This is a genomic window from Streptomyces sp. NPDC020884, assembly GCF_044333935.1.
Lineage (GTDB): Bacteria > Actinomycetota > Actinomycetes > Streptomycetales > Streptomycetaceae > Streptomyces.
The window spans coordinates 461,651-484,118 of record NZ_JBIRRY010000005.1 but is presented as its reverse complement, the minus strand read 5'-3'; the positions used below and the strand labels follow the sequence as shown (position 1 = coordinate 484,118).

General features: G+C 73.3%; 18 protein-coding genes and 1 riboswitch. Of the genes, 8 read left to right on the top strand and 10 right to left on the bottom strand.

Annotation, left to right across the window (positions count from 1 at the left end):
- Nucleotides 1-171: 171 nt before the first annotated feature.
- Nucleotides 172-729, bottom strand: coding sequence for a hypothetical protein (locus tag ACH4UK_RS19035; protein ID WP_398357631.1), 558 nt, complete (start codon nucleotides 727-729; stop codon nucleotides 172-174).
- 167 nt (nucleotides 730-896) lie between these two features.
- On the opposite strand from ACH4UK_RS19035, the gene ACH4UK_RS19030 reads away from it, so the two are divergent.
- Nucleotides 897-1,481 (top strand): TetR/AcrR family transcriptional regulator, encoded by a 585-nt coding sequence (locus ACH4UK_RS19030; RefSeq protein ID WP_398357629.1) that lies wholly within the window; start codon nucleotides 897-899, stop codon nucleotides 1,479-1,481.
- A gap of 86 nt (nucleotides 1,482-1,567) precedes the next feature.
- On the opposite strand, the gene ACH4UK_RS19025 is transcribed toward ACH4UK_RS19030, so the two are convergent.
- Entirely contained in the window at nucleotides 1,568-2,026 is a 459-nt protein-coding gene (locus ACH4UK_RS19025) for a hypothetical protein (RefSeq protein ID WP_398357628.1), read from the bottom strand.
- A 57-nt stretch (nucleotides 2,027-2,083) separates the two neighbouring features.
- Nucleotides 2,084-2,473: a VOC family protein gene (locus ACH4UK_RS19020; RefSeq protein WP_398357626.1), complete on the bottom strand. Its 390-nt coding sequence runs from the start codon at nucleotides 2,471-2,473 to the stop codon at nucleotides 2,084-2,086.
- Between the two features lie 166 nt (nucleotides 2,474-2,639).
- On the opposite strand from ACH4UK_RS19020, the gene ACH4UK_RS19015 reads away from it, so the two are divergent.
- Together ACH4UK_RS19015 and ACH4UK_RS19010 are read left to right on the top strand one after the other, a co-directional pair.
- On the top strand, nucleotides 2,640-3,806 hold the full coding sequence (locus tag ACH4UK_RS19015; RefSeq protein WP_398357624.1) for an Lrp/AsnC family transcriptional regulator: 1,167 nt from the start codon (nucleotides 2,640-2,642) through the stop codon (nucleotides 3,804-3,806).
- A 222-nt stretch (nucleotides 3,807-4,028) separates the two neighbouring features.
- The gene (locus ACH4UK_RS19010) at nucleotides 4,029-5,831 is read left to right on the top strand and encodes a lysyl oxidase family protein (protein ID WP_398357623.1); all 1,803 of its coding nucleotides are present in this window, start codon (nucleotides 4,029-4,031) and stop codon (nucleotides 5,829-5,831) included.
- A gap of 121 nt (nucleotides 5,832-5,952) precedes the next feature.
- Here the strand turns inward: ACH4UK_RS19010 and ACH4UK_RS19005 are convergent, their stop codons facing one another.
- The 6 genes from ACH4UK_RS19005 to cobN form a co-directional block, all read right to left on the bottom strand.
- Entirely contained in the window at nucleotides 5,953-7,065 is a 1,113-nt protein-coding gene (locus ACH4UK_RS19005) for a DUF4037 domain-containing protein (protein ID WP_398357621.1), read from the bottom strand.
- A gap of 146 nt (nucleotides 7,066-7,211) precedes the next feature.
- On the bottom strand, nucleotides 7,212-7,718 hold the full coding sequence (locus ACH4UK_RS19000) for a hypothetical protein (protein WP_398357620.1): 507 nt from the start codon (nucleotides 7,716-7,718) through the stop codon (nucleotides 7,212-7,214).
- 204 nt (nucleotides 7,719-7,922) lie between these two features.
- A complete protein-coding gene (locus tag ACH4UK_RS18995; RefSeq protein WP_398357618.1) occupies nucleotides 7,923-9,749 on the bottom strand; it encodes an alpha/beta hydrolase in 1,827 nt (608 codons plus the stop codon).
- 7 nt (nucleotides 9,750-9,756) lie between these two features.
- Nucleotides 9,757-10,218: a hypothetical protein gene (locus ACH4UK_RS18990; RefSeq protein WP_398357616.1), complete on the bottom strand. Its 462-nt coding sequence runs from the start codon at nucleotides 10,216-10,218 to the stop codon at nucleotides 9,757-9,759.
- A 98-nt stretch (nucleotides 10,219-10,316) separates the two neighbouring features.
- Nucleotides 10,317-11,486, bottom strand: a complete 1,170-nt coding sequence (locus ACH4UK_RS18985) for a hypothetical protein (protein ID WP_398357614.1) — start codon at nucleotides 11,484-11,486, stop codon at nucleotides 10,317-10,319.
- A 50-nt stretch (nucleotides 11,487-11,536) separates the two neighbouring features.
- Complete coding sequence (cobN, locus tag ACH4UK_RS18980; RefSeq protein ID WP_398357612.1) at nucleotides 11,537-15,142, bottom strand: cobaltochelatase subunit CobN; 3,606 nt, start codon at nucleotides 15,140-15,142, stop codon at nucleotides 11,537-11,539.
- 117 nt (nucleotides 15,143-15,259) lie between these two features.
- A riboswitch (cobalamin riboswitch) is annotated at nucleotides 15,260-15,339 on the bottom strand.
- 364 nt (nucleotides 15,340-15,703) lie between these two features.
- Between cobN and ACH4UK_RS18975 the strand changes: the two genes are divergently transcribed.
- From ACH4UK_RS18975 to ACH4UK_RS18965, 3 genes are read left to right on the top strand one after another with little or no spacing between them, the layout of a single operon-like run.
- Nucleotides 15,704-17,077 carry a cobalamin biosynthesis protein CobG gene (locus ACH4UK_RS18975; RefSeq protein WP_398357611.1) on the top strand — a complete coding sequence of 458 codons (1,374 nt, stop codon included), beginning with the start codon at nucleotides 15,704-15,706 and terminating at the stop codon, nucleotides 17,075-17,077.
- A gap of 51 nt (nucleotides 17,078-17,128) precedes the next feature.
- Nucleotides 17,129-17,755: a precorrin-8X methylmutase gene (locus ACH4UK_RS18970; RefSeq protein WP_398357610.1), complete on the top strand. Its 627-nt coding sequence runs from the start codon at nucleotides 17,129-17,131 to the stop codon at nucleotides 17,753-17,755.
- Nucleotides 17,755-19,266 (top strand): precorrin-2 C(20)-methyltransferase, encoded by a 1,512-nt coding sequence (locus ACH4UK_RS18965; RefSeq protein ID WP_398357609.1) that lies wholly within the window; start codon nucleotides 17,755-17,757, stop codon nucleotides 19,264-19,266. Before ACH4UK_RS18970 ends, ACH4UK_RS18965 begins: the two co-directional genes overlap by 1 nt.
- Here the strand turns inward: ACH4UK_RS18965 and ACH4UK_RS18960 are convergent.
- Nucleotides 19,251-20,018, bottom strand: coding sequence for a cobalt-precorrin-6A reductase (locus ACH4UK_RS18960; RefSeq protein WP_398357608.1), 768 nt, complete (start codon nucleotides 20,016-20,018; stop codon nucleotides 19,251-19,253). The genes ACH4UK_RS18965 and ACH4UK_RS18960 overlap by 16 nt on opposite strands.
- Nucleotides 20,019-20,035: 17 nt before the next feature.
- On the opposite strand from ACH4UK_RS18960, the gene ACH4UK_RS18955 reads away from it, so the two are divergent.
- On the top strand, nucleotides 20,036-21,151 hold the full coding sequence (locus ACH4UK_RS18955; protein WP_398357607.1) for a cobalt-precorrin-5B (C(1))-methyltransferase: 1,116 nt from the start codon (nucleotides 20,036-20,038) through the stop codon (nucleotides 21,149-21,151).
- 68 nt (nucleotides 21,152-21,219) lie between these two features.
- Nucleotides 21,220-22,455 carry a hypothetical protein gene (locus ACH4UK_RS18950; protein WP_398357606.1) on the top strand — a complete coding sequence of 412 codons (1,236 nt, stop codon included), beginning with the start codon at nucleotides 21,220-21,222 and terminating at the stop codon, nucleotides 22,453-22,455.
- The last annotated feature ends 13 nt before the right edge of the window (nucleotides 22,456-22,468 follow it).

Here is a 22,468-nt window from a genome sequence, read left to right as displayed (position 1 = left end):
TCGAGCCGGGAGTCGACGCGGTCAGCAGCGAGGTGCGGGAGCTGTCGAGCGGAAGCCGGCCAATGAACGCGCAGCACGTCGAAGGCCCCCGCAGCTTGCTGCGGGGGCCTTCGACGTCGGCACTCCAAGCCCTGGTTCCGGTGGGCGCCGGACCCCTGTCGAGGCGGCACATCACGCCCGGCGGGTGCGTCCCAGGCGGAGGGCGGAGACGAGGAAGAAGACGCCGCCGAGGAAGGCATAGCCGGCCAGGCCGGTCAGGGAGGCGTCGTCCTTGCCCGCCTGGGCGATGAACGAGGCGCCGGCGAGCGTGGAGATGGCTCCGCTGGCGATCATCGCCCACTGGCCGCCGAGTTGGCGTCGGGCGGCGCCGACGACGAGCTGGACGATGCCCGCGGTGACCGCCCAGACGCCCCAGACCCGCAGGACGGCGGGGATGCCGGAGGTGGCGGCTACGGCGAGGCCGATGCCGGTGAGGGCGCTGAGCGCGATGTTCACGTACAGGGCGCGCGCCGGTTGGCCGTTCGTCCGGGCGGACCTGATGTCGATGACCGCACAGGCCACATCGAACAAGGGATAGATCACCAGCAGCGCGACGGTGAGCGCGCCCAGCGCGTCGGCGGTCGTGAACAGCAGGGCGGCCCACACCGCGGCGAACGCGAAGCGCAGGAAGTACAGCTTGCGCAGGGCAGTGGGGACGCTGGCGGGAGCGGTACCGACGAGGGTGTCCACGGAAGTTCCTTTCAGGGAAACGGGCGGAGGGTGGGGCGCGGGCGGGAGAGCCGGCAGAAGGACCACCCGGAGAGGGAGAACGTTCGGTCTCGTTATCCATTGAAGGGAATCCGCACACCACTGTCAAGACCGAACGTTCTCCCTCGCGTCTGGGGTAATCTGGCCGCATGAGTGAGGACAGGGGAAGGGGCGGCACGTCGGCGGCGCGAGAGCGGCTGCTCGACACGGCCACGAAGATCTTCTACGCGGAGGGCATCCACTCCGTCGGCGTCGACCGGATCATCGCGGAGGCGCAGGTCACCCGCGCCACGCTCTACCGGCACTTCACCGGCAAGGAGGAGCTCGTCCTCGCCTACCTCGACCGGGCCGACCGGGGCATCCGGGGCGGGATCGAGGCCGCGCGGACGGGCGAACAGTCGCCGGCCGACGCGGTCCGGGCGATCGGCCGGTTCATCACCGAAGGCATTCAGGGGCCCGGCTTCCGCGGCTGCGCCTTCCTCAATGCGGTGGCCGAATACCCCGACCCCGCCCACCCCATCCACCGGGCGGTCCTGGCCCACCGGCAGTGGTTCCTGGACACCGTCACCGAGCTGCTGGCACAGGTCGGTGACCAGCCCGCCGACGGAGCCGGCCGGCACCTCGTCATGCTCCGCGACGGCGCCATGGCCGCCGGCTGCCTCTCCGACCCGAAGCCGATCGTCGAGACCTTCCTCCTGGGCGTCGAAGGAATCCTGCGGGCCCGGGGCGCCTGAGCCGTTGCCCGGCCCGGCCCGGGGCGCTGATCCAGGTGATCCAGCTGGTCCATCGGGACCGGTGAACGGCTCACCCGCAGGGCCCGCTACGGCTTCGGCGGTCGGCGTGCGCGGATCCGGTCCACCAGCACCGTCGTCGTGGCCGCGAGGAAGACGAGCTGCGTCAGGGTGCGCGGGAGCAGTTCGTCCCACCAGGTCTCGGCGGTGTCCGCCGCGTACACGTTGGCCGGGAACATCGCGATCAGCAGGAACGTGAGCAGCCCGGCGGCCGGGGCGGTCGTCCCGCGCCGCAGCAGGGCCAGGGCACCCGCGATCTCGGCGAGGCCGGTCAGCGTGACGAGCAGACCGGGGGCCGGCAGGGCCGGCGGCACCATGGCGACGAGTTCGTCCCGCATCCCGATGAAGTGAGCACCGCCGGTCAGCAGGAACATGGCCGCCAGCCCGCCGCGCAGAGCCGTGGGCAGCCGTCGCAGGCGGTGGACCCCGCACGCTCCGATGATCAGCGCGAGGCAGGTGGTGCCGACGAGAACCACGAGGGGTTCCACGGGGGACGCTCCTTTCAGGGGGCGTGATGGCGGATCCGGTGGGGCCACCCTGCGCACTCAGGGCCGGGGCTCGGTCGTCCCTTCCGCCGACCGTCGGACCGTGGCCCGGTCGATCTCCTGGATCTGCACGGTCACACCGTCCGGGTCCGTGACGCGGATGCTGCGGCCGAAGTTCTCGTCCACCAGGTCGTAGGCGTAGCCCGCCGCCGCCAGACGGTCCGCCACCGCCTCCAGGGGCTCATCGGTCGCGAAACCCAGTTCGGTGGTGCCGGGCGGGCGGCCCTGGGAGACCGCGGCGTCATGGATCCCCACCTCCCCCGCTCCGGCCGCCAGTTGGGCCCAGACGTCTACGCTCAGGTCGGGGCGGAAGGCGAGGCCGAGGCCCTCGTAGAAGCGACGTGACGCGGCCACGTCGGCGACGTATCTGATCGGCAGTACGGTCAGCATGGTGGTGGGTCCTCTTTCCCTCGTGGTGGGTGCTCTTTCTCCGCGCTCCCGTGCGTCCTGGTCCGGCGTACGGGTCCGTGGTCACCGGCAGTGTCGATCCGGGGCGGGCCGAACAGGACGCGGTCCGGCCGGAGTTTGCGGGAATCGGACACGGGGAGGGGCCCTGATGATGGAAACCGTCACGCTCGACGCCTTGGACCGCCGGCTGATCCACGCCCTCCAACTCGACGGCCGCCTGCCCTTCAGCCGTATCGCCGCAGCCGTCGGCGTACCGGAACGCACCGTGGCGCGCCGCTACCACCGGCTCCGGTCGCGGCTCGCCCTGCGGGTGGTCGGGCTGGTCGACGGCGGCCGGACCGGGATGCTGGACTGGATCGTCAGGATCCGCTGTGCGCCCGAGGCGATGGAGACGCTCGCCGCCCTCCTCGCCCGGCGGGACGACACGTCATGGATCGCGCCGCTGGTCGGCGGCACCGAGCTGACCTGCATGGTCCGTACGCCGCAGCCGGGCGACGACGGCCGGCCCCCGTTCGACGGCCGGCGTCCCTTGGACAGCCGGCGCCCGTTCTTCGAGCAGCTCGCCCGGACGGCGGGGGTGCGTGAGGTCGACGCGGCCTGCGTGCTGCGGCCGGTCGCCGGTGTCGGCGGGTGGGCGGGGCGGCTCGACGCCCTCGGCGAGGCGGAGCAACGCCTGCTGCGGCCCGTCTCTCTTCCCCCGGCGGACACCGCGGACACCGCGGAAGCGCCGCCGGGACCGGGACCCGGACCCGGACCCGTATCCGCGCCCGCGGAAGCGCCGCCGGGACCGGCACCCGCCCTCGCGGACGTACCCACACCCGCGCTCAGCCAGGCCGACCGCGCTCTGCTGCGCGCCCTGTCCCAGGACGCGCGCGCGGACCTGGGGCGGCTGGCAGCGGCCACCGGGTGCTCGGAATCCACCGTGCGGCGGCGCATCGGACAGCTGCGGGAATCCGGGGTCCTCGCCTTCGAGGTGGAGGTCGACCCCGCCCTTTTCGGGTATCCCCTCGAGGCGCTCCTGTGGCTCGACGTCCCTCCGGCCGGGCTTCGGGCGGTGTCCGAAGCGCTGGCCGGGCATCCCCAGGTCGCGTTCGCCGCTCTCACCACCGGGGCGAGCTCCGTCTTCGCCATGGTGGAGTGCCGCAGCGTGAGCGGGCTGCACGCTTATGTGACCGGGGAGTTGGCCGCGCTGCCCGGCATCACCGGCATCGAGAGCGCCGTGCCCCAGCGACGTACGAAACGAGCCGGTCCGCTGCTCGCGCCCTGGGCCGAGAAGCGTGCGGGGACGGCGTCCAGCAGAGCTGCCGCCCAGTAACGGCCCGGGGAAATGAGGAAACTTGTGGGACCTCGGGGGCTTTCGGGGCTGGGCGTATCAGATGAGTTTTCGGACAACTGTGGGCCACTCGGGTGAGCACAGACAACCCGATCCGCCCCCCATGGCCTCTCACCGTGCGGACACAGCGTCGCCACAGGTGAGTTGGGGCCGTGCTGATCGTCCACGTTCCATCACGCACTCGGAAGCCCGGAAGTACGAGGAATGATGACCAGATTCCAGCAGGGCCGCACGCACCGCCTGACCCGCCCCTCGATCGCCATCGCCGCGGCCGTCGCCGTGACGGCGGGCGTCGTCGCCGCCGCACCCGACGCGAAGACTGCGGAGCCGACGCCGAAGCTCGGACTCGTCGCCGCCTCCACCTCGGTGACGCTCGACTCGTGGAAGGAGGATCCCGGCGTCTATCTGGACCTCGGGACGTATCTCACCTCCGAGAACGGCGCCTTCGAGCTCAAGGTGACCCGTAAGTCCTACAAGGACCCGGTCGTCGCCACGCAGATCTTCCGGAACGGGAAGAAGACCACGACCAAGGCGCTTCCCGCCGGGCTCGTGAAGGACTTCTCCGGGCTGCCGGACTTCGCGCAGATCGCGGTCACCGACGCGGCGGGCAAGACCGTGCTGAACAAGACCGAGGCCTTCTGCCCGAACAACGCCTCCGGGCGGATCCGGCCGGACGCCCCCGCCAACTCGAAGTATCCGCAGAGCTGTACGGTGAACCCCTTCACCCTCGGCTCGGTGTGGGGCGTCGAGAACGGCTGGGCCTCCAACACCTACGCCGGGTACTACTCCGATCCGGTCCAGCTGGCCGCCGGCACCTACACCGCCAAGATCTCCGTGACGAAGAAGTACCGCGACCTCTTCGGCATCGCCGACAAGCCGCAGACCGTCAAGGTCGTCGTGCGCGAGCGCAGTTGGGAGGAGGGCGAGGGCGAGGGCGCTCCCGCCGAGCCCCGCAGCGCGGCTCCGAAGTCCGCCGCCTCCGGGCACGAGGGCCACGCGGGCCACGCAGGGCACGGGCAGGCCGCCGAAGCGCCCGCCGCGCCCTCCGCCCACGCCGGGCACGGCGCCCCCGCCCGTACCGAAGCCCCCGCCACCCGGACGACCGGCGCCGGCCCCACGTTCAACGTCGGCCACGGCCCCTACCCGCCGGCTCCGCCCGCCCTGCCCTGGGCGCTGAAGAAGGAGTCCCTCCAGCGGCAGGCCTTCTCGGCCGCCACGGTCGGCGACCGCGCCGGGCAGACCGACGGGTCGCGCCAGGCGCCCGGTGCGCAGCCCAACGCCAAGCGGCCCACCGGCAAGGCGACCGTGCCCGACGTGCCGAAGCCTGACCTGCGCTCGCTGCCCGCGTACGGCATCACCGTCAGCGAAGGTTACGAGGAGGAGCCGGACAAGGACTACCTCGCCTTCAGCGCCAATGTGTGGAACGCGGGCCCGGCCAAGCTCGTCGTGGACGGCTTCCGCTCCCCGGGCAAGGAGCTGATGGACGCCTACCAGTACTTCTACGACGCCGACGGCAAGCAGGTCGGCTACACCCCGACCGGCACGATGGAGTGGGACCCGCGTCCCGGCCACGAGCACTGGCACTTCACGGACTTCGCCAGCTACCGGCTGCTGAAGGCCGATCAGAAGGAGTCGGTGCGCAGCGGCAAGGAGGCGTTCTGCCTGGCCAACACCGACGCCGTCGACTACACGGTGAAGAACGCCAACTGGCACCCGGACAACACCGACCTGTCCACCGCGTGCGGCCAGGAGAACTCGATCTCCGTCCGCGAGGTGCTCGACGTCGGCTCCGGTGACACCTACACCCAGGACCTGCCCGGCCAGTCCTTCGACATCACGGACCTGCCGAACGGCACGTACTACATCCAGGTCCTCGCCAACCCGGAGAACCGGCTCCAGGAGACCAACCACGCCAACAACAGCGCGCTGCGCAAGGTCGTCCTCGGCGGCAAGAAGGGCGCCCGCACGGTGAAGGTCCCCGCCCATCACCTGGTGGAAGCCAACTGACGTGTCCTGCTGGAGTCCGGGGCGTTGACGCGCTCCTTCTCGTACGTCCGCCGGCCCCGGGAGACCTTCCCGGGGCCGGCGGTCCGTCCTGGTGCTGACCGTCCTCAACGGGCCTTCGGCGTCAGCCGAGCGCGTCGACCGCGGCCCGCACGGCCCCCTGCCGCCCCAGGAAGTCCGTGCTGTCCGCCCACTGGTCCACGCTCCCGGTCAGCGGCAGAGCCCGGAGTTCCGGGTCGGTGATGGTCCGGGCCAGGGCGTGGGCGAAGCGCTCGGCGTGCAGCACCTGGAACGGGCGGCTGTGGTACGGCCGCCGCCCGGGGTCCACCGCATCCGTGAGGCCCGTGCGGTTCTGCAGCGCGGCCACGGCCTCGTACGCGTCGCAGAGGTGCCGTTCGCGCGCCGGGTGGTCCCCGGCCGTGACGGCTCCCCGCAGGGCGGGCAGCAGCCCGTCGGCCTCGGGCAGCCGGGCGAAGGCGCTCCCCAGCCACTTGCCGTACGGCGCATACCGCCGTCCCAGGAGCAGGCACAGCCGCATCAGGTCGCGCACGAGCCGCCCCGCGACCACCGCGGAACCCAGCTCGTCCCCCACCTCCGCGCAGCGCCCGACGAACGCCTCCTCCTGGGAGATCCGCTGCCACTGGCAGGCCAGCAGATAGCGCCACACCTCGTCCGGGTACCAGGCCAGCGTCTCCCGCGCCCGGGTCAGCGCCCCGACCCCGTCGTGGAACACCGCGCCGCCCGTGGTCTCCGCCAGCTTCTGCTGCGGCATGGCCAGCCAGTCGCGGACCGTGGGGCGTGGGGGCTCCCCGTCGGGGCCGGGCCCCAGTCCGAGCTGATCGCGCAGCAGGCCGGCGACGTCGCCGACGGAGACCCGGTGGTCGACCGGGCCGTCGGTCAGGTCCATCTGACCGATCGGGTCCGCCGGGTCGCCGTGCCGGAAGTGCGTCGGCCAGCCGCGCACCTGTTTGGGCAGCCGCTCCGCGAGCAGGAGGTGCAGCCGCTCCCCGTGCGCGGCGGCGTCCGCCGGTTCCAGGAACAGGTCCAGCCGGGGGCCCCACTCGTGGTCCGCCGACCGGGCGGTGTCCAGGCCGAGCACCTCGGAGCCGGCGCCGACCCGGGCCGCGGCATACCGCAGCCCGGGACACTCCGCGTCGAGGATCGGCCTCACGGCCTCCTGGTAGAGGATCCGGGACAGGGCCAGACCGGGCAGGAACACGCGATCGTGCGTCGTCATACGGTCAACCCTGCGGGGCACGGACAGCGGGAGCCAGCCGATTTAGCGGTGCGAGCGGTCGGCGCGGTGCGGGCGGTCGGCGCGGTGCGAGCGGTCGGCGCGGTGCGAGCGGTCGGCGCGGTGCGGTGGGCGCGTGGGCCGCCGTCTCAGAACTTCTCGACCTTCGTGCCCTCGGGCACCTCGTAGCACCCGGACATCGTCGTGATCCCCAGGCTGGGCTTCGCCCGGTCGCGGTACTGGACGATCCAGACGCTGACCTTCTTGGCGTCGTTGTCCGCGACCAGGTTGAGGTTCTCGTTCTCGCTGTTGTCCCGGTACTCCTTCTTCAGGACCCAGCCGCCGGTGTTCAGCTTCTTCTTGAGGTTCTCCATCGCCCGGTCGGAGTCGGCGGCGGAGCCGGGCTGGAAGTTCCACGGGTGGAACACCCGGAAGAACCGCTCCGGGTCCTTCCCTTCGCACTCCTTGACCCCGGGGCCCGGCTCGGACGCCTTACCGGGCACGCCGGCGTACTGGTAGATCTGGCTGGAGACGGCTTCGAGCGCGTCCGCCGCCTCGTCGGTCGTGGCGGTGCCGGCAGCCGGCACGCCCGAGGAGGCGTCGCCGGGTGCGGAGGATCCCTCGCCGGGCGAGCTGGGGGTGCTGGAGTCGTTCATGCCACATCCACTGAGGAGAAGAGCGGTCAGGACGAGGGCGGTGGGAACACCGCCCCGGAAGGAGCGGTGCACCCGGGTGCGGCGCTCGACAGCAGCACGCCCGGTGGTTCGCGGAGGTCGGAACAACGGAGATCCTCGGTCGGATGCGGAGGCGCACAAGGATGCGCGGTGCGGTGTGTGCGGTGTGGGCAGTCGGCGGGGCGGTCACCCGGGCTTCGTGACGTCGCCGTATTCACCGACGACGACGAGCGCCTGGTTCTTCAGCGCCGTCGATGACTCGTCCCAGTAGCCGCTGTGCCCTTCCACCCCCTTGGTGCCGCCCGGCCCTCCGCCGCCCTCGGCGTCGGTGTTCATCTGGTTGGCGCCGAAGGCCTCGTCGCTGGGGATGAGGAAGACGCCGCCGCCCAGGCTCCACTGGCTTCCGCCGTGGCCCCAGCGGCCGATGTCGGGGACCTTGTCGCCGTCCGCCTCCTGGTTCCACACATGTCCCGCGGGGACGTCCATCTCCTCCGCGGACCCGACCTTGACACCCGGGCTCCCCGCGAGGATCACGTCGTCCGCGTTGAGGTCGCCCTTCTCCGCCGCCGCCCCGATCAGCGTGGTGCCGTACGAGTGTCCGACGGCCGTGCGGTGCGGTTCGCCGGGGCCGCTGTGCGAGGCTTCCAGGCCGTCCATGAACTGCCGGTACGCGGGGGCCCCGTCGTAGGCGTAGTGCTCGAAGGGCGCGTCCTTCACCACGTCCTGCGGTGCGTCGTAGCCGAGCCAGGTGATGGTGGAGACGGATCCGCCCGGCGCCGCCTCCTGGGTCTGGCGCCACAGCTGCGTCATCCGGTCGATGTCCCCCTCGACCTTGCCGAGGTTCGCCGTCGTGCCGGGGACGTACACCGCCTGGTGCTCGGCCGTGTCCGGATTGCCCGTGGCCACGATGGCCCGCCCGTTGCCCTCGGCGCTGAACCCGAGCAGATAGGCCTCGGGCAGGCCCCGCTCGCCGGTCTGGTCGAACCGGGTCCGCAGGGCGTTCATCCCCTTGAGCGACGTCTCCAGCCGCCGGTACTCGTCCCCGTGCTTCCTGTTCCAGTCCATCCACTCGTCGGTGTGCACCTTGGACGGGTAGCCGCCCGCGGTGATCCACGTCCACTCGTTGGCGGGAGGCTTGGGGAGGGCGTTCAGCCGGAGCCGGTGATCGGCCTGCGTCTCGTCGAGCACGACCCGGTTCGCCTCGTCCCTGATGGCGGAGGGAAGGCCGTCGAGCCTGCCCACCAGGGCGGGGTCGAGCGACAGGTACGCCTCTCGCTCCTCGGGGGTGAGGCCCGCCCACCACGCGGCGTTCGCCTGCGGGGTGCCGTCCTTCGGCGGTCCGCCGATCGCGTCCAGGTACGCCTTGCCCGCGTCCCGCACGCCCTCCATGTCGGACCGCGTGTCCTTCCAGTCGGCGTCCGAGACGGTGAGGTCGTCGTCCGCCGTCAGCGCGCGGACCTTGGGCGCCCACTTCCCGTCCGCCTCCGTGGCGGCCGTGAGCGCCCCGGCGATCCGGTCGGCGATCTCCTGGGCCACGGCCGCGTGCGGGTTGGGGTTCAGGTGCGCCGCCTGGCGGCCGACCGCCTGCGCGGTGGGGTCGGTCGCCCCGTTGGTGGTACCGGCCTCGGGCGGCAGCTCGACGCCGTTCTTCGGCTGCGCCGCCGGGTAGGCGACGCTCCCGTCGGGGCCGACCGTGAACTTCCGGGCCTCCGCGTCGTCGAGGGCCGACAGGAGCTTCTTGCGGGCGGCTTCCATGTCGTACGCGAACCCGTTCAGGGCGGCGCTCACCAGGCCGCACTGGACCTGGGTGTAGTGGAAGTTGGCCGCGACCCGCTTCAGCTCCGCGATGGCGGCGTCCGCGGCCTCGCCCCGCAGGGACGTGCGGATCCCGGCGACGACCACGTTCTCCACGTGGTCCTTGGCCTTCGCGGCCATGTCGCCGGTGGAGCGGTAGCCGTCGGCCGCCTCCTCCCACTCGGACGGCTTGAGCTGCTTGAGGGTCGTGAGGTTCACCGGCCCGTCACCGCCCCGCGTCCTGGCCGCCGACGGCGGGCGTGTCGGCGTGCGCCGTCTTGATCCTGGCCAGCTCCGCCGTCACGGCCTCGTCGGTCAGGAGCAGGTCGTGCCCGGTCTTCTCCAGGATTCCCTTGACGCTGTCGCACCGCTTGCCCACGGCCTTGACGTAACGGTCCCACGACGCGTGCACGGATGTCTGCGCTCCCGCGGTCAGGCAGTCCTCCCCCGCGCCGAGACCCTGCTGCCCGTCCCGCAGCCGGCTCACCGCCTGGTCGATGCCCTCCCGCAGCGACCCGATGCCCGCGCCGGCGTCGTTCCACGCCTTCTTGGTGGACTTCACCCCGCCGGTCACGCCGCTCGTGGCCGGGCCGGGCCCGTCCCCCGCCGGGTGCTGATTGAGCTGCATCCCCACGTCCTGGCGCTGGGAGGAGTCCTCCTTCAGCCGCTCCCACTCATCCCATGCCACGAGCGTCTCCCCCACGTTCCGGCCGTCTTTCGCAGCAACGTACCAAACCGGTCACGCATGACCTGTGGAGACGGGTTCACGTCCCGGGAGCCCCCGCGTCAGCCGGCTCCGGCCGTCCGCCTCACCGGTCGCCGCTCCGTGATCCTGGCCGTCGCGTCCGCGTCCAGGTGGGCGGTGCCCTCCTCGCCGGTCACCGTGACCCGGACCCTCGGCCCCTCCCCGGCGCCGGCGCCCGGGGTGACGTCGATGCGCCAGGACCTGGGATCGCGCACGCCCAGGGTGGTGCGGGCCTCGCGGACCAGGGCGGGGAACAGTTCGTACGGGAGCGTCTGGAGGTGCACCGTCTCGGAGACCGGGCGGGCGGAGTCGCCGCGCACCGCCATGCGGTGGTCCTCGATGGTGATTCCGGTGACGTACGCGGTGTCCACCCGGGTCTCCAGCTGCGTGGCCGTCTCCCGCATCCGCCCGAGGATCAGCAGCGAGGACGAGGGCCCGGAGACCGTGGTGGAGGTCGAGAACGTACGGGAGGAGGTGGAGGAGGACGAGGAGGACGGCGGCTGCGCCGGGCCCTCGTCGTCCGACGTGAACAGCTCACCCCGGAAGACCAGCACCACCAGCGCCGCGCACGCCAGAAACGCGAAGAGGACCAGCATGCACCAGGAGCCCTCGCCCAGGCCCGGGTCGTGCACCAGGGTGGACTCGGGCGCGGAGTCGATCTCCGCATCCTCGGCACGGCGGCTCCACTCCGGGGTCGGCCGGGTGATGATCCGCACGTCCCAGGGCTTCTCCGGGTGGTACTCCACGACCGCGATACCGCGCGGCCGGTAGGAGGGGATGTCGACCAGGTTGATCTGCTGGCTGATCTTCACCCGGTACGCCGACCGGCCCTCCGGCGCCACCGTCAGCCTGAACTCGACCGGTACGTCGGCCATTTCGCCGCTCGTCGCCCGCAGGTCCTCGATCCGGGCCAGGGCGATCCGGCCGGCCGGCGGCTCCTCGGGCTCCCCACGGCGGCTGCCGAGGGCGGCGACGACGATCAGAGCGGCCAGGACAACGCCGCCGGTGCCGTAGACGGGCGCGTCCTTCAGGATCAGGCCGACCACGAGGGCGGCGAGCGCCGCGCCGGTCACTCCGGAGATCGCCATCGCGCCCAGAGCGGCCAGGACCTCTCCCACCGCGGAGCGCCGCGCGGGCGCGGCGCTCTCCTGCTCGGTGGCCTCGTCCGCGTCCGGACGGCCCTGCCCCTGCCCCTGCCCCGTGGTCCCCATGACCGTGATTGTGCCGGTCGGAAGCGGATCGGGGCAGGGTCAGGACGGGCTCAGTCCTCGCCCTCCAGGTTCCCTTCCGTCTCCAGGTACACCTGGCGCAGCGCGTCCAGCACCGCCGGGTCGGGCTTGGCCCACATACCGCGCGACTCGGCTTCCAGCAGGCGTTCCGCGATGCCGTGCAGGGCCCAGGGGTTGGCCTCCTGGAGGAACCGGCGGTTCTCCGGGTCCAGCACATACGTCTCGGTGAGCTTGTCGTACATCCAGTCGGCGACGACTCCGGTCGTGGCGTCGTACCCGAAGAGGTAGTCGACGGTGGCCGCCAGCTCGAACGCGCCCTTGTAGCCGTGGCGGCGCATCGCCTCGATCCACTTGGGGTTGACGACCCGGGCGCGGAAGACGCGGGAGGTCTCCTCCACGAGCGTGCGCGTGCGGACCGTCTCGGGGCGGGTGGAGTCCCCGATGTACGCCTCCGGGGCCTTGCCCTTCAGCGCGCGCACGGTCGCCACCATGCCGCCGTGGTACTGGAAGTAGTCGTCCGAGTCCGCGATGTCGTGCTCACGGGTGTCGGTGTTCTTCGCGGCGACCTCGATGCGCCGGTAGGCGCTCTCCATCTCCTCGCGGGCCGGGCGGCCGTCGAGCTCGCGGCCGTAGGCGTAACCGCCCCAGACCGTGTAGACCTCGGCGAGGTCGGCGTCGGTGCGCCAGTCGCGGGAGTCGATGAGCTGGAGGAGGCCCGCGCCGTACGTGCCGGGGCGGGAGCCGAAGATGCGGGTGGTGGCCCGGCGTTCGTCGCCGTGCTCGGCCAGGTCGGCCTGGGCGTGGGCCCGTACGTAGTTCTGCTCGGCCGGTTCGTCGAGCGAGGCGGCCAGCCGTACGGCGTCGTCGAGGAGCCCGATCGTGTGCGGGAACGCGTCCCGGAAGAAGCCCGAGATGCGCAGCGTGACGTCGATGCGGGGGCGGCCCAACTCCTCGTAGGAGATGGGCTCCAGGCCCGTCACGCGGCGCGAGGCGTCGTCCCAGACGGGCCGGATGCCGAGCAGCGCGAACGCTTCGGCGATGTCGTCGCCCGCCGTGCGCATGGCGCTGGTGCCCCAGAGGGAGAGGCCGACCGAGGTGGGCCAGTCGCCGTTGTCCGTGCGGTAGCGGGTCAGCAAGGAGTCCGCCAGCGCCTGGCCCGTCTCCCAGGCGAGCTTGGACGGGACGGCCTTCGGGTCGACCGAGTAGAAGTTGCGGCCGGTGGGGAGGACGTTGACCAGCCCGCGGAGAGGGGAGCCGGAGGGGCCCGCGGGCACGAAACCGCCGTTCAACGCGTGCACGGCGTGGGTGAGTTCGTCGGTCGTGGCCGCCATCCGCGGGACGACCTCGGTGGCCGCGAAGGTGAGGATGTCGGCGACCGCGTCCGGCAGCCCGGCGGCGACGCCCGGCACGGCGGCCGGGTCCCAGTCGGCGTCGTCCATCGCCTGGACCAGCGCGCGGGCCTGCTCCTCGATGGCGTCGGCGGCGGTGCGGGTGGCGGCCGACTCGTCGAGGCCGAGCGCCTCGCGCAGGCCGGGGAGGGACGCCGTACCGCCCCAGATCTGGCGGGCGCGCAGCACGGCCAGCACCAGGTTGACCCGGTCGTTCCCGGCGGGCGGGTTGCCCAGCACATGCAGGCCGTCGCGGATCTGGACGTCCTTGATCTCGCAGAGCCAGCCGTCGAGATGCATGATGAAGTCGTCGAAGCCCTCGTCCTCCGGCCGGTCCTCCAGGCCGAGGTCGTGGTCGAGCTTCGCGGCCTGGATCAGCGTCCAGATCTGCGCGCGGACGGCCGGGAGCTTCGCCGGGTCCATGGCCGCGATCTGGGCGTGCTCGTCGAGGAGTTGCTCCAGGCGCGCGATGTCGCCGTAGCTGTCGGCGCGGGCCATCGGCGGCACCAGGTGGTCGATCAGCGTGGCGTGGACGCGCCGCTTGGCCTGTGTCCCCTCGCCCGGGTCGTTCACCAGGAACGGGTAGATCAGCGGCAGATCGCCGAGGGCGGCGTCCGGCCCGCAGGCGGCGGAGAGGCCCGCGTTCTTGCCGGGCAGCCACTCCAGGTTGCCGTGCTTGCCGAGGTGGATCATGGCGTCGGCGCCGAAGCCGTTGTCGTCGGCGGAGGCGGCGATCCAGCGGTAGGCGGCCAGGTAGTGGTGCGAGGGCGGCAGATCGGGGTCGTGGTAGATCGCGATCGGGTTCTCGCCGAAGCCGCGCGGCGGCTGGATGAGGATGAGGAGGTTCCCGCGCCGCAGGGCCGCGAGGACGATGTCGCCCTCCGGGTTCGCGGACCGGTCCACGAACATCTCGCCGGGCGCCGGGCCCCAGTGCTCCTCCACCGAGGTGCGCAGCTCCTCCGGGAGCGTGGCGAACCAGCGGCGGTAGTCGGCGGCCGGGATCCGGACCGGGTTGCGGGCCAACTGCTCCTCGGTCAGCCACTCCTGGTCGTGGCCGCCCGCCTCGATCAGCGCGTAGATCAGCTCGTCGCCGTCGCCGGAGACCAGCCCCGGGATGTCGGCCTCCGGGCCGAAGTCGTACCCCTCGGCGCGCAGCCGGCGCAGCAGGGCCACGGCGCTGGCGGGCGTGTCGAGACCGACGGCGTTCCCGATCCGGGAGTGCTTGGTCGGGTAGGCGGAGAGCACGAGCGCGATGCGCTTCTCCGCGTTCGGGATGTTCCGCAGCTTCGCGTGGCGTACGGCGATCCCGGCGACCCGGGACGCGCGCTCGGCGTCGGCGACGTACGCGGGCAGCCCGTCCTCGTCGATCTCCTTGAAGGAGAAGGGGACGGTGATCAGCCGGCCGTCGAACTCCGGCACCGCGATCTGGGTGGCCGCGTCCAGCGGGGAGACGCCCTCGTCGTTCTCCTCCCACGCGGCGCGCGGGCTGGTGAGGCAGAGCGCCTGGAGGATCGGCACGTCCAGGCCGGTCAGCGCGCCCGCGTCCCACGACTCGTCGTCACCGCCGGCCGACGCCTCGGCGGGCTTGGTGCCGCCCGCCGCGAGGACGGTGGTCACGATGGCGCCGGCCACGCGGAGTGCGTCGATCAGCTCCGGCTCGGGGGTGCGGAGGGACGCGACGTACAGCGGGAGCGGCCGGGCTCCGGCCTCCTCGACGGCGGTGCACAGCGCGTCGATGAACGCGGTGTTCCCGCTCATGTGGTGGGCGCGGTAGTAGAGGACGGCGACGGTCGGCGCACCCTCGGGCACCGGACGGGCGTCCCGCTCCAGCGGGCCCCACGCGGGGGCCGGGGCGGGCGGCTCGAAGCCGTGGCCGGTCAGCAGCACGGTGTCGGACAGGAACCGGGCCAACTGCTCCAGGTTGGCGGGCCCGCCGTGCGCGAGGTAGGCGTGCGCCTCGGCGGCGATGCCGATCGGCACGGTGGACGCGGCCATCAACTGGGCGTCGGGGGCCTGCTCACCGGTCAGCACGACGACGGGGCGGCCGGTGGCCAGCACCGCGTCCAGCCCCTCCTGCCAGGCCCGGACACCGCCGAGGAGGCGTACGACGACGAGGTCGACGCCGTCCAGCAGTTCCGGCAGTCCGTCGAGGGGGACGCGGGAGGGGTTGGCGTACCGGTAACTGACGGGTCCCTCGGAAGCGCGGGCGCTCAGGAGGTCGGTGTCGGACGTCGACAGGAGCAGGATCATGCTGCGTCAGGCCTTCCTCGGGGTGTCCACGCCCCGGGCGGTGTCGGAGGGTCTCCCCGGACACCCGGCGGAGGGCCGGGCACCGCACCCGGTGGGAAACCGGGCGCTCGGGGAAGGGAGTTCCTGACTCGCCCGGCCGGTGGCGGCGGCCGTGCTCACAGTGGCGGGACCGCGCCGGAATCTCACCGGGCTTCCTCCCCTGTCGCCGTCTGGCGATGGCGGCCTGAACGGACCACCGCCTGCATCCTAAGCGGCGGGGCGGGCGCGGGGCAGGGGGCGGGGGTGCGGTGGTGATCACTGTTCCGGCTGTTCGCCGATGCGCCGCGCACCTTCTGTCCCGCAGGTCACGGGTGTGGCCCGGTCGGTCTCTGCACGCAGGTCCCGCGTGGGCCCCGCCGATCTCTGCCCGCAGGTCACAGGAGCGACCCCGCCGGTCTCTGCCCGCAGGTCACAGGTGTAGCCCGGCCGGTCTCTGCCCCGCCAGGTCGCAGGAGCGCTCCCGCCACCCTCTGTCCCGCAGGTCACAGGACCGACCCCGCCGATCGGATCGGTGTGGTCGGTATGCTCGCCGCCATGCCCGATTCCGCCCTCTCGCCCCTTTCCGCGGGCGGCGTCTCCCCCCGCAGCGGCGGCGACGCCTGCCCGGGGACGCTGCGGCTGCACCGGGCCGACGACGGGGCGCTGGCCCGCGTACGCATCCCCGGCGGCGTGCTGAGCGCGGACCGGGCGGACGCACTGGCGGCGGTGGCGGGCCGGTTCGGGGACGGTGACCTGCATCTCACTTCGCGGGGCAACGTCCAGCTGCGCGGCCTCGACGCCCAGTGCGGCGGCGAGCTAGCCGAACTGCTCACGGCCGCCGGGCTGCTGCCCTCCGCCGCGCACGAGCGGGCCCGCAACATCGTGGCCTCGCCGCTCGCCGGTCTGGACGGTTCGCCCGCGCTCGGGGAGTGGCTGAGCGAACTGGACCGCCTGGTGTGCGGGTCGGCCGCCGCCGCATCGCTCTCCGGACGCTTCCTCTTCGCCCTCGACTCCGGGCGGGGTGACGTGGACGCGCTGGGCGCGGACGTGACCTTGATAGCGGAGGGCTCGAAGGTCCTGCTGCGGGTCGGGGCGGCCGACGAGGTGTTCCGGCTGTCCGCGGCCGACGGCCCCCGCGCCGCGCTCCTGGCCGCCGGGGTGTTCCTCCGCGCCGCCCGGGACTCCGGCGCGTGGCGGGTGAAGGACCTGCCCGACGACGTACGCACCGCATTGCCCGGCGAGGTCGCCCGGGTCGTCGGAGCGGCGGCGACGACGGCCGTGCACCGCCCCCGCCCGGGTGCGGTGCGAGCCCCGGAGCCGGGCCCGGTCACCGCCCCGGACAGCGGCGCCACGACGGCGATCAGCATCGGCGTACCGCTCGGCCGGCTCACCCCCGCCCAGTGGGAGCTGCTCACCGCGACGGCCCGGCGGTACGGGGACGAGCTGCGGCTCACCCCGTGGCGCGGCATCGTCGTCCCCGGCCCCTTCACGCCGGAGCGCGCGGCGGCGGCCCTGCGCACCCTGGACGCGGCAGGGCTGATCGCCGGCCCCGGCTCCCCGTGGACCGGGGTGGGGGCCTGCATCGGCCACCCCGGCTGCGCGAAGTCGCTGGCCGATGTGCGGGCCGAAGCGGGGGCCGCCGTCGGACCGGTCGGGCGGCTGCCTGTGTACTGGTCCGGGTGCGAACGCCGCTGCGGCCACCCCCACGGTGAGTGGATCGACGTGGTCGTCACGCCCGACGGACACCGGATCTCCCACGTGCGGGGCGAACGCCGGGACCTCCCGGCAACGGCGGCGACGACGGCGACAACGACGACGACGGCAACAACAACAACAGCGACGGCGACGGCGACGGCGACGACCGTACGGAACGACCCGGCAGCGCTCGCGGCAGCGGTGGCCGCGGCCCGCGCCTGAGCATCACCCCCCTCTCCCCTCCCCCTACCGGCAGAAGAAAGCGACAGCACTGTGCACCAGTACGAGAAGGACGGACCGGCGATCTACCGCCAGTCCTTCGCCACCATCCGCGCGGAGGCGGATCTGGCCGGGCTGCCCGCCGACGTGAGCCAGGTCGCCGTCCGGATGATCCACGCCTGCGGCATGGTCGACCTCGTGACGGACCTCGCCTTCTCGCCGAACGCCGTGGCCGACGCCCGCGCCGCGCTGCGCTCGGGCGCGCCGATCCTCTGCGACGTGGCGATGGTGGCCAGCGGGGTCACCCGCAAGCGGCTGCCCGCGAACAACGACGTGGTGTGCACGCTGTCCGACCCGTCCGTGCCGGAGCTGGCCGCGAAGATGGGCACGACCCGCAGTGCGGCGGCCCTGGAGCTGTGGCGGGACCGGATGGAGGGAGCGGTGGTCGCGGTGGGCAACGCCCCGACCGCCCTCTTCCGGCTGCTGGAGATGATCGAGGAGGGCGCCCCGCGCCCCGCCGCCGTCATCGGCGTCCCGGTCGGCTTCATCGGCGCGGCCGAGTCCAAGGAGGCCCTGGCCGCGCACGCGTCGGGCCTGGAGCACCTGATCGTGCGGGGCAGGCGCGGCGGCAGCGCGATAGCGGCGGCCGCGCTCAACGCCATCGCCAGCGAGGAAGAGTAGTGACCGAGTTCAGCAGCAGCGGCGGCAGGCTCTACGGCGTCGGGCTCGGCCCCGGCGACCCGAACCTGATGACCCTGCGGGCCGTCCAGGCCATCGGCGAGGCCGATGTCGTCGCGTACCACAGCGCCCGCCACGGCCGCTCGATCGCCCGGTCCATCGCGGCCGCGCACCTGCGGCCCGACCACATCGAGGAGCCCCTGGTCTACCCGGTCACGACGGAGACCACGGACCACCCGGGCGGCTACCGGGGCGCGCTGGAGGAGTTCTACGAGAAGGCCGCGGCCCGCCTCGCGGCGCATCTGGACGCGGGCCGGACCGTCGCGGTCCTCGCCGAGGGCGACCCGATGTTCTACGGCTCGTACATGCACATGCACAAGCGTCTGGCCGACCGTTACGCGACCGAGGTCATCCCGGGCGTGACGTCCGTCAGCGCGGCGGCGGCCCGCCTCGGCACCCCCCTCGTCGAGGGCGAGGAGATCCTCACCATCCTCCCCGGCACGCTGCCGGAGGAGGAGCTGACGGCCCGTCTCGCCGCCACGGACACGGCGGTGGTGATGAAGCTGGGCCGTACGTTCCCGGCGGTGCGCGGAGCGTTCGAGGCGTCGGGGAGGCTGGCGGAGGCGCGGTACGTGGAGCGCGCGACGATGGCCGGGGAGCGCACGGGCGACCTGGCGGACATCGACCCGGCGTCGGTCCCGTACTTCTCGGTGGCGGTGCTGCCGAGTCGTATCGACGCGGTGCGCCCCTCCAGGCGGACCGGTGGCGAGGTCGTGGTCGTGGGGACCGGACCGGCGGGCCCGCTGTGGCTGACGCCACAGACGCGCGGGGCGCTGGCGGCGGCGGACGACGTGGTCGGCTACACGACCTATCTGGACCGGGTGCCGGTCCGCCCGGGTCAGGCGCGGCACGGCTCCGACAACAAGGTGGAGTCGGAGCGGGCCGAGTTCGCCCTGGACCTGGCCCGGCGCGGCCACCGCGTCGCGGTGGTCTCCGGCGGCGACCCCGGGGTCTTCGCCATGGCGACGGCGGTGCTGGATGTGGCCTCGCAGGACGCGTACGAGGACATCCCCGTACGCGTGCTGCCCGGCGTCACCGCGGCCAACGCGGCGGCGGCCCGCGCGGGCGCGCCGCTGGGCCACGACTACGCCACGATCTCCCTCTCGGACCGGCTCAAGCCGTGGGAGGTGATCGCCGAACGCCTGCGTGCCGCGGCCTCGGCGGACCTGGTGCTGGCGCTGTACAACCCGGGCTCGAAGTCCCGTACATGGCAGGTGGGCAAGGCCCGCGACCTGCTTCTGGAGCACCGCTCGGCGGACACCCCGGTCGTCCTGGCCAGGGATGTGGGCGGCCCGACGGAGAGCGTGCGGACGGTACGGCTGGCCGATCTGGACCCGGCGGAGGTGGACATGCGGACGCTGCTGATCGTGGGGTCCTCGCAGACGCGGTGGGTGAAGCGGGGCGAGGACGGCCGGAGCGTCGTCTGGACGCCGCGCCGCTACCCGGAGGCGTAGAGCTGCCGAACCCACCGCACGGCCTCGTCGGGCGTACCGGCCACCGGCACCCCCTCGGGCACCGGTGGCCGCCCGACGACCACGACGGGAATCCCGGCTTCGCGGGCGGCGGTGAGCTTGGGGGCGGTGGCGTCACCGCCGCTGTCCTTGGTGACGAGGACGTCGATGCGATGGCGGCGGATGAGCTCCCGCTCCCCGGCGAGATCGAACGGCCCCCGGTCGAGAAGGACCTCCATCCGTGCCGGGCAGGGCGGCTCCGGCGCGTCGACGGACCGCACGAGGAACCACAGCGCGTCCAGTCCCGGTCCCGCGAAGGCGGCGAGCCCCATCCGCCCGGTGGTGAGGAAGACCCGCTCGCCGAGTGCGGGCAGCAGCCCGGCGGCCTCGGCGAGCGATCCGGCGTCGTGCCGGCGGTCACCGTCCTGGGCGACCCAGCCGGGCCGGCGGAGGGCGAGGAGGGGAACATGGGCCTGTGCGGCGGCCTCGGCCGCGTTCCGGCTCATGGTCGCGGCGAAGGGGTGGGTGGCATCGACAATGGCGTCCACACCGTGCTCACGCACCCAGGCGGCGAGCCCGCCGCTGCCCCCGAACCCGCCGACGCGCACGTCACCGGGCGGCAGCCGGGGAGCGGAGACGCGCCCGGCGAGCGAGCTGGTGACACGTACGCGCTGGTCACCGGCGAGGCTCTCGGCCAGGAGGCGCGCCTCGGTCGTGCCCCCCAGAACAAGAACGTGCACAGGCGGCACCGGCATCGAAACGGACTCCTCTCATGAACGCTGAGGCGCGGGGCGGTCGCAGTGCCCAACTCAAACACACCGGCCTGCGCCCCGGCTGGACGACCGGCGCCTGTGCGACGGCGGCGACGACGGCCGCGTACACGGCACTGCTGACCGGCGACTTCCCGGACCCGGTGAGCATCACGCTGCCGAAGGGCCAGACACCGGCGTTCGCGCTGGCGGTGGAGGAGCTGACGGCCGGGCGGGGTGCGGCGACGGCCGGGGTGGTGAAGGACGCGGGCGACGACCCGGACGTGACGCACGGGGCCCTGGTCCGCTCGACGGTACGGAGGCTGCCGCCCGGCTCCGGCGTGGTGTTCCGGGCCGGCCCCGGCGTCGGTACGGTGACGCTCCCGGGCCTGCCGCTGGACGTCGGGGAGCCCGCGGTGAACCCGGTGCCCCGGCAGCTGATGCGCGAGCACGTGGCCCGGGTCGCGGCGGAGCACGGTGAGTCCGGGGACGTGGAGATCACGGTCTCGGTCGACCACGGCGAGGAGATCGCCCGCTCGACGTGGAACGGCCGCCTCGGCATCCTGGGCGGCCTGTCGATCCTGGGCACGACGGGGGTGGTCGTCCCCTACTCCTGCTCGGCCTGGATCGACTCGATCCGCCGGGGCGTGGACGTGGCGAGGGCGGCGGGTCTGACGCATGTGGCGGGCTGCACGGGCTCGACCTCGGAGAAGACGGTGGTGGCGGAGTACGGCCTGCCGGACATCGCGCTGCTGGACATGGGGGACTTCGCGGGCGCGGTCCTGAAATACGTACGCCGGCATCCCGTCGCCCGCCTCACGATCTGCGGGGGCTTCGCGAAACTCTCCAAGCTCGCGGCGGGCCATCTGGACCTCCACTCGGCCCGCTCCCAGGTCGACAAGCCCTTCCTGGCCGGGCTGGCCCGGACGGGCGGGGCGGACGAGGAGCTGGCCACCCGGATCTCCACGGCCAACACGGGGCTGGAGGCGCTGCGCCTGTGCGAGGCGGCGGGGGTGCCGCTGGGCGACCTGGTGGCCGCCCGCGCCCGCGACGAGGCGCTGGCGGTGCTGCGGGGTGCACCGGTCGCGGTCGACGTGATCTGCGTCGACCGGGCGGGGGTGGTGGTGGGGCGGGGGTAGTCCGTCGGACGCCGCCCGGCCGATATCCCCTGGCGGTCCGGTGCCCGGGGCGGGCAGGGTGCTGGGTGATGAGCGACTCCTACGAGATGCCCTACGCCCACCCCGACTCCACCGAGGGCCTGTTGCAACGCGGACGGGGCCTGGGTGCGACGCGGGCACTCCAGGACCCGCGGGGGTCCGCCGTGTTCGTGTACGACGCGATCCGCCGCGACTGGCGGTGGGACGGCACCGACGACCGGTCCCTGTACCTGGCGCGGCTGGTCCGCGACCTGGAGCTGCCCACCACGCCGGTCGTGGAGATGCTGACGGGCGACGAGGAGGCCTGCCTGCGGGTCTGCGAGGTGCTGGAGCTGCTGGCTCTCGCCGGATCGGACGAGGCCAGGAAGGGACTTCGGGCGTACGTCCGCAACGGCGAGCACTGGGTTCCCGTACTGGAATCGGTGGCGGCGAGCTGGCCGCCGCAGTGGTGGGAGGACCTCCGTGGCGTCGCACTCGCCCGGATCCGCGCGGAAACGGAGCTGCCGTACTTCCTCGAGCCCTGGACGCGGTTCGGGATCGCGACCCGGGGCCGTCCCCACACCCCCCGGCCGTCCCTGGCCGGGCTCACCACCGCGGAGCTCCTCGCCCTGCTCGCCGCCCCCTCGACCGAGGACACCACGAGGTTCGACGCCCTGCGCGCCCTGAACGGCCGGGAGCCCGCTGAGGGGCTGCTGCCGCTGGTCCCCTCGCTGGGCACGCCGGACGGCCGCCGCCCGCTGCCCCTGCTCAGGCGGGCCGTCGGACGCCTGGGCGCCCTCGCCGTACCGGCGGCGCACGCCTGGGCCCGGGACGACCGCCCCTGGCTGGCCCGCCTGGGGGCGGAGATCCTGGCCGACCATCCCGGCCCGGAGGATCTGCCGGGACTCGTGGAAGAACTCGTCGAACAGTGGACGACGCGGAACTGGTGCGGCCCCGACCGGACGGCCCGACGCCTGGCCGTCCTCGGGCCCGGGGCCGCCGGCGCCGCGCCGCACCTGCGCCGCTTCTGGTCGTGCACCCCGCACTCGTACGAACGGGCCGCCTATCTGGAGGCGTTGGCCGCCATCGACGACGGGGCCGGTCCGGACCGGCTGAACGACCTGTACACCGAGTCCCTCTGGGACTGCGAGGAGAACGCACGCCTGCTCGGAATCGCCGCGGCCCCGGCGAGCCCGGAAGCCCTGGACCGGATCGCGATCCTGCGCGACGACCCGATGGAGGCCCCCGAGGTCCGCGAGGCGGCCGCAGCACGGCTGGCGGCCGCTTCGGGCCTGCCTGGACCCTGAGGACCGGGGCGGG